Source organism: Diaphorobacter ruginosibacter (genome assembly GCF_040396215.1).
GTDB classification, from domain to species: Bacteria; Pseudomonadota; Gammaproteobacteria; order Burkholderiales; family Burkholderiaceae_C; genus Diaphorobacter_A; species Diaphorobacter_A ruginosibacter_A.
The window spans coordinates 1-6,364 of the sequence record NZ_JBEBOW010000167.1 but is presented as its reverse complement, the minus strand read 5'-3'; the positions used below and the strand labels follow the sequence as shown (position 1 = coordinate 6,364).

Sequence of the window (6,364 nt, the reverse complement as noted above, 5' to 3'; positions counted from 1 at the left end):
GGGCAGGCAAGGGCCCGCAAGTTCGGAGGGAGCGGGTTATGGAGAAGAAGAACAACAACAACGGCATGGGCAGTTTCACCAGCAGAGGCGCGGATGGAATGTTTTCGCTGAAGGCCCGGCGGCGGATCAGCTGTGCGATTCTGGGCCTATTCTGGCTGAGCCAGACCGGCATGGGCGCGGCGGCCCTCGCGCAGGGCGTGGGCGGGGGGCCGATTGCCGACCCGCGCGCGCCCGTGGCGTTTCAGCCAGGGATCATCAACACGCCCGGCAGTGCGCCCATCGTCAACATCACGACGCCCAACGCTTCGGGGCTCTCGCTGAACCGCTACGAGCGTTTTGACGTGCCCGAAGAAGGCGTGGTGCTCAACAACAGCCTGATCGGCGGCACGCCGCTGCTGGGCGGGGCGGCTGGCGCCAACCCCAATCTGGCGGGCGGGCAGAGCGCGAACACCATCGTCAACGAAGTGACCGTCACCGGCAGTGCGGGGCGGATCAATGGCACGGTGGAGGTCTTCGGCGCGCCCGCTTCGGTGATCATCGCCAACCCCAACGGCATCACCTGCAACGGCTGCGGCGTGGTCAACACGCCGCGCCTGTCGTTCAGCACGGGGGCCATCACGCTGCAGGACGTCAACGGCGCGGCCAGCCCGTTCGATCTGGCCTCCGGGGTCGGCTTCAACGTCAGCGGCGGCACGATCTCCATCGAAGGCAACGGCGTTGAAGGCACCGTCGGGCAGCTCGATCTGATCGGCGGGCAGCTCTACATCGACGGGCCGCTGCGCGCGCACTATCTCAACCAGGGCGTCTCCAGCATCAACCTGAGCGCGGGCGCGGCCTCCCTGGGCGCGGGCGCGGCCTCCGGCTCTGCGCCGGTGTCCGGATGGGCCATCGACGCGACCGCGCTCGGCGCCATGACGGCCGGGCGGATCACCGTCGTCTCGACCGACGCCGGCATGGGCGTCAATCTGCAAGGCCCGGTGCTCGCCTACCAGCAGGATGTGGACATCCACAGCGCGGGCCGCATCGTCACCGGCGACGTGGCCGCGTCGCGCGACATCCGCATCAGCGCGGACGGCACCATCACCACGGGCGGGACCGTGGCCGCCAACGAGAAGATCCAGATGAGCGGCAAGGACGGCGTCGTGCTCGAGGGCGCGGTCAGCGCGCAGGGCGACATCGCGCTGGACAGCCAGCGCGGCGCGATCACCTCGAATGCCGCGCTGCTCACCGCCGGCAACCTGGAGATGAAGGCCGGCAAGGCCATCGAACTGGGCTCGCGCGGCACCACGCAGGCGGCGGGCTCGGCCACCCTGGCGGCGCGGGACGTGGCGATGCGGGGCAGCTTCGCCAGCGGCAAGAACCTCGCCATCAGCGCCAGCGATTCAGCCGTCGTCGCCGGCTCGGCCATCGTGGGCGAGGACCTCTGGCTGCGCGCGGGCCGTAGCGCAAGCCTGGCGGGAAACCTGCAGGTCAACGGCAGCGCCGACGTCTGCGCCTCGCAGGTCGCCACCTCCGCCCGCCTGGTCGTTGGCGACAGCCTGGCGCTCAATGGCGGCGATTCGGTCAGCGTCGGCGGCACGACCCTCGTGGGCCGGGAGCTCGGCATCTCGGGCGGGCAGGTCTCCATCGCGGGCGATCTCGATGCGGCGCACACGCGGATCGACGCGGGCAGCCTGCAGCTTGGCGACGCGGGCGGCAACCTCGACACCAGCGGCGACATGAACCTGAATGTCCGCCAGGACTTCAGGACCGCGGGCAACGTCAACGTGGGCGGCTCGTTCGGGCTGAGCGCGGCGGGCCATGCGCAGTTCGATGGCTCCATCACGACCGGCGGCAACCTCGGCGTCAATGCGGGCGGGGACATCGGCGTGGCCGGCCCCATTCGTGCCGCGGGCAGCGTGGCCCTGACGGCGGGCGGCAACGCCCTGCTCGCGGACTCGGTCCTCGCGGGCCGCGACGTCAGCGTGAACGCGGGCGGCAATGCCGGCATCGCCGGGCCGGTCACGGCGGGCAACAACATCTCGGTCACGGGCGGGAACGTGCGGGTGTCCGGCTCCGTGCTGGCCAACGGCGCGGTGACGATGAAGGCGCAGGATACGCTGGAGCTGCCGGGCGAGTTGCTCGCGGGCGGCAACGTGGCGCTGCAGGCCGGGCAGGGCGGCATTGCCGCGCAGAACGTGCTCTCCAACGCCTCCGTGTCCATGCAGGCGCAGGGCAGCGTGGATGCGCGCGACGTGCAGGCGCTCGGTAGCGTGGCCCTGGGATCGGCCTCCGGCCACGTGGACGCCGCGCTCGTCGCCGCCGGACAGGATCTGGACATCCGGGCGGCCGGCCGCGTCAGCGTCTGGGGCGATCTGAGCGCGGGCGGCAACGCGGCCATCGAATCCACGCAATCGGACGTGCTGCTCGCACAGGCCGCCGCCGGCCGTGATCTCGGCGTCTTGGGCGCGCAGGGCGTTGCCGTCTCGGGCACGCTGCAGGCCGGGGGCGATCTGTCCGTGGGCAGCGCGAACGCGGGCATCACGGCGGATGCGCTGCTGGCGGGCGGCTCCATCACCGCGCAGGCCCGGGGCGACGTTCTGATCGCCGATGCCGTGGCCTCCGGCGACAAGGCGAGCCTTGCGAGCACGGCGGGCGCGGTATCCATCGGCGGCGAACTTTATGGCGCGAGCGGCGTGGCCGTGCAGGCGCAGCGCATCGGCCTGGCCCACGGCCTGCAATCCGGGGGCGAGGCCTCCCTCACGGCAGGCGCTGGCGGCATCGACAGCGCCGCCGCCCTGGTCGCCATGGGCGAGCTCACGGCCCGCTCCGATGGCGACGTGATGGTGCGGGGCGCCGTGCAGTCCGCATCCGGCATCGACATGCAAAGCGGCGGCAGGCTGACGGTGCAAGGCGACGTGGCGGCGCAGCACGACCTCGGCCTGCGGGCGCAGGGCGCGGTGCAGGCCGGGCAACTGGCCGCGGGCGGCAGCCTGGGCGTTGCGGGGCAGGACATCGACATCACCGGCGCCGAGGCGCTCGGCAGCGCCCGCCTGCAGGCGGCGGGCGGCATCCAGGTGCAGGACGACATCGTTGCGTCCTCGATCGACACCGCCTCCGCCAGCGGCGGCACGAACGTGGGCGGGCGGGTCGCAACGACCGGCGCGCTCTCCATGGCCTCCGGCGCGGGCATCACGGCGGGCGGCATCATTGCGGCAGCCGCCAATGGCGACAAGGCAACGCTTGCCGCGGCGGACGGCATCCTGCTTGGCAGCCTGCAAACGGGCGGCGACTACCAGGCGGCGGCGGGCAGCGACCACGTCGTCAGCGGCGACATGTACGTGCAGGGCCGCGCCAGCGTGCAGGCCGGGCGCGACATCCTGGTGAACACGCTGGCCGCGGGCAATGGGCTGGAGGCCGCCTCCGGGCGCGACATCATCAGCGCGGGCGATGTCTCGGCCGGCGCGGACGTCCGCCTGCAAAGCGCGGGCGTGCAGAGCTACGGCGGCGCGCTGCAGGCGCAGGGCCAGTTGAACGCCAGCGCCGGCAAGGCACTGAGCGTGGCGGACATGGTCGTCGCCGATGGCGGCATCGATATCGCCAGCGCGCAAGGCAGCGTCGATATCGGCGGCGGCCTCGCCACGCCGGGCCTTGCCAGGATCGCAGGAGCCCAGGGCGTGCGGATCGGCGGCGACGCGCAGTTCGGCTCGGGCCAGATCGCCAGCTCGGATGGAGATATCCGCATCGCCGCAGACCTCTTCTCGCAGGGCGATGCGGCGCTTGCCGCGCGCGGCGACGTGTCGCTGGCGGGCGCAACCATCGTGCAAGGCGGCCTCGCGGCCAGCAGCAGCGCGGGCAGCGTGGCGTTCGGCGGCGCGCTGCAGGTCGGCGGCGGCTTCAGCGGCCATGCCCATCAAGACCTGGTATTCGGCGGCGACAGCCTCTTCATCGGGCAGGCGGATCTGCAGGCCGGCACCGGCAAGATCCACAACCAGGGCGTGATGACCTTCGGGCAGGCCGTGCAGATCGACACGGCGGGCGACCTGCTCAACGAAGGCGTCATCCAGTCCCGGGAAGACATCTCGATCAAGGCGCGCAACATCGACAGCAACCTGCAGAACGCGGGCGGCATCGTCACGGCGGGCGAGCTGACGGTCCAATCCACCGGCAAGACGCGGATCGGCCAGGAAGGCGCCTGGAGCGCCGCGGGCGACATGAACCTCGCCGCGGCGGGCGGCCTGGGCAACGCGGGCGCGATCCAGGCGGGCGGCGCGCTCGCCTACAGCGGCGGGGCGCTGGCCAACGCGGGCATCCTCGCCGCCAGCGATGCGAGCCTCGCCGCCAGCCTCGCCAATCAAGGCCAGGTCTATGTGCAGCAGGGGCTGACGGTGAGCGGCAGCACCACCAATACAGGCGATATCGCCGCCGCTGCGATCCAGATGGCGGCGCTTGACAACAGCGGCAGCGTGGGCGCGCAAAGCGCCGTGCTCGGCGCCACGTCCAACGCGGGCGAGCTGGCCGCGAACACCATCGACATCTCCGGCGGCCTCGCCAACTCGGGCGCTGTCAGCGCCTCGGGCAGCCTCGCCGTGAGCGGGGGAGTCACCAACAGCGCAGCCATCGCGGCGGGCGGCATGGTCCTGGGCGGCGGGCTCGCCAACTCCGGGCAGGTGCAGTCCTCCGGCGACATGAGCATCACCGGCGGCACGCTGCACAACATGCTGCAGGAAAGCAGCACCTGCCCCGACCCGCTGGGCTGCACCACGCCGGACACCTACCTGTACTCGCAGAACCCCGGCGTCATCCATGCGGGAGGCAGCCTCCACGTCAACGTGGACAGCGCCGCCAACGAAGGCGTGATCAGCGCCGCCGCCATCACGATCGATGGCGAGCTGGTCAACACCCGCAGCGTCAACGACCCCTACACCGCCAGCGGCAAGGACTCCGGCCCGCACACCGGCATCATCACCAGCGCGGGCGACCTCACCATCACCGGCGCGGCGCTGGAGAACACCGGCCAGATGCAATCGGGCGGCGCTCTGCGGATCACGACGACCGGCGCATTCACCAACGCGGCCGCCAGCGAAGATGTCCGGGGCTCGCTCACCGGCAAGAGCATCGACGTCACAGCGGGCTCCATCGTCAACCACGGCAGCGCCGCCGCCGCGAGCGGCCTGCGCCTGCAGGCCAGCGGCGCGATCGCCAACGGCCAGGACGGCCAACTGCTCGGCCAGGACATCCTGATCGAAGGCGCGTCGTTCGACAACGCGGGCGTGGTGTACGGGCAGGACGCGCCGCCCGCCGCCATCGGCATCCACACCAGCGGCGCCTTCAACAACACCGGCAACGGCATCGTGATCGCGGGCGAAACGCTGGACATCCAGGCAGGCAGCTTCGGCAACGCGGCGGGCACCGTCGGCAGCCTGGGCGACGCATCGCTCACGATGGAGGGCGACTATGCGGCGGGCTCCAACGCCCTCGTCGCGCTGGGAAGGCTCGACCTCGACGTGGGCAGCGTCTCGGTGGCCGCCAACCAAAGCTGGAGCGTTGCCGCCTCCGACGTGACCTGGAGCGGCAAGCTCACCAACTACGGCAGCGTCGCCATCGCGGGCAACGCCACCGGCGACGTGGACAACCTGTCTTCCGGCGCCGCCTACCACGAAGGCTCGCCGGGCTCCGTGGTGGCCGCTGGCGCCTACAACGTCCTGGGCTATCCCCACGACCTCACGGACGTGAGCGTCGTCGGCTACACCGACGTGGCCCAGCGCGCGCAGTTCTACGTGGAGGGCGCATACCAGGGCACGCTGCTCAACAGCGCCTCCGATGCGCGCATTGGCGCGCACAGCAATGCAACAGCGCTGCAGCAAAGCGTGGCGCAGACCGTCACCTACCAGGGCAAGGACGCGGGCGGCAACACCGTCCAGGTGGACGTGCAGTCCGTCAGCGAAGCGCGCATGATCACCGGCCCCGGAGTCGCCACCCTCGAGCTGGTGGGGCCGCAGACCGGAACCATCGTCGGCGACGGGCTCATCATCAACGGCGGCGATCTCACCATCAAGCCCGCCATCGACCCGGACACCGGCCTGCCCCTCGTGCAGGACGCGCGCGGCAAGAACATCGACACCGGCGCCGTGGAGGACGCCGGCGGCGCGGGCGCAGCCAACGCCACCGGGCAGACCCTGGAGCTTGATGGCCCCGACGCGCCCACCGGCCCCACGGCAGCCGCCACGGACACCAGCGGCGCGGGCGCCGATGCGGGCGAGCGCGCCAGCGGAGCCGGCGACGCGCTCGCCCCGGGGGGAGCGGGCACCACCGGCGACACTTCCGGCGGCACATCCGGCACCCCGGGCGGCCCCCGCCTCGACCTGAAGGACCCCCTCCTCAG

At 71.8% G+C, this 6,364-nt stretch carries 1 protein-coding gene; it reads left to right on the top strand.

Going from position 1 to position 6,364, the window contains the following annotated elements; all coding sequences use genetic code 11:
• Nucleotides 1-38: 38 nt before the first annotated feature.
• The coding region (locus ABWP92_RS15750) for a two-partner secretion domain-containing protein (RefSeq protein ID WP_353236349.1) at nt 39-6,364 on the top strand (6,326 nt) is incomplete at its 3' end.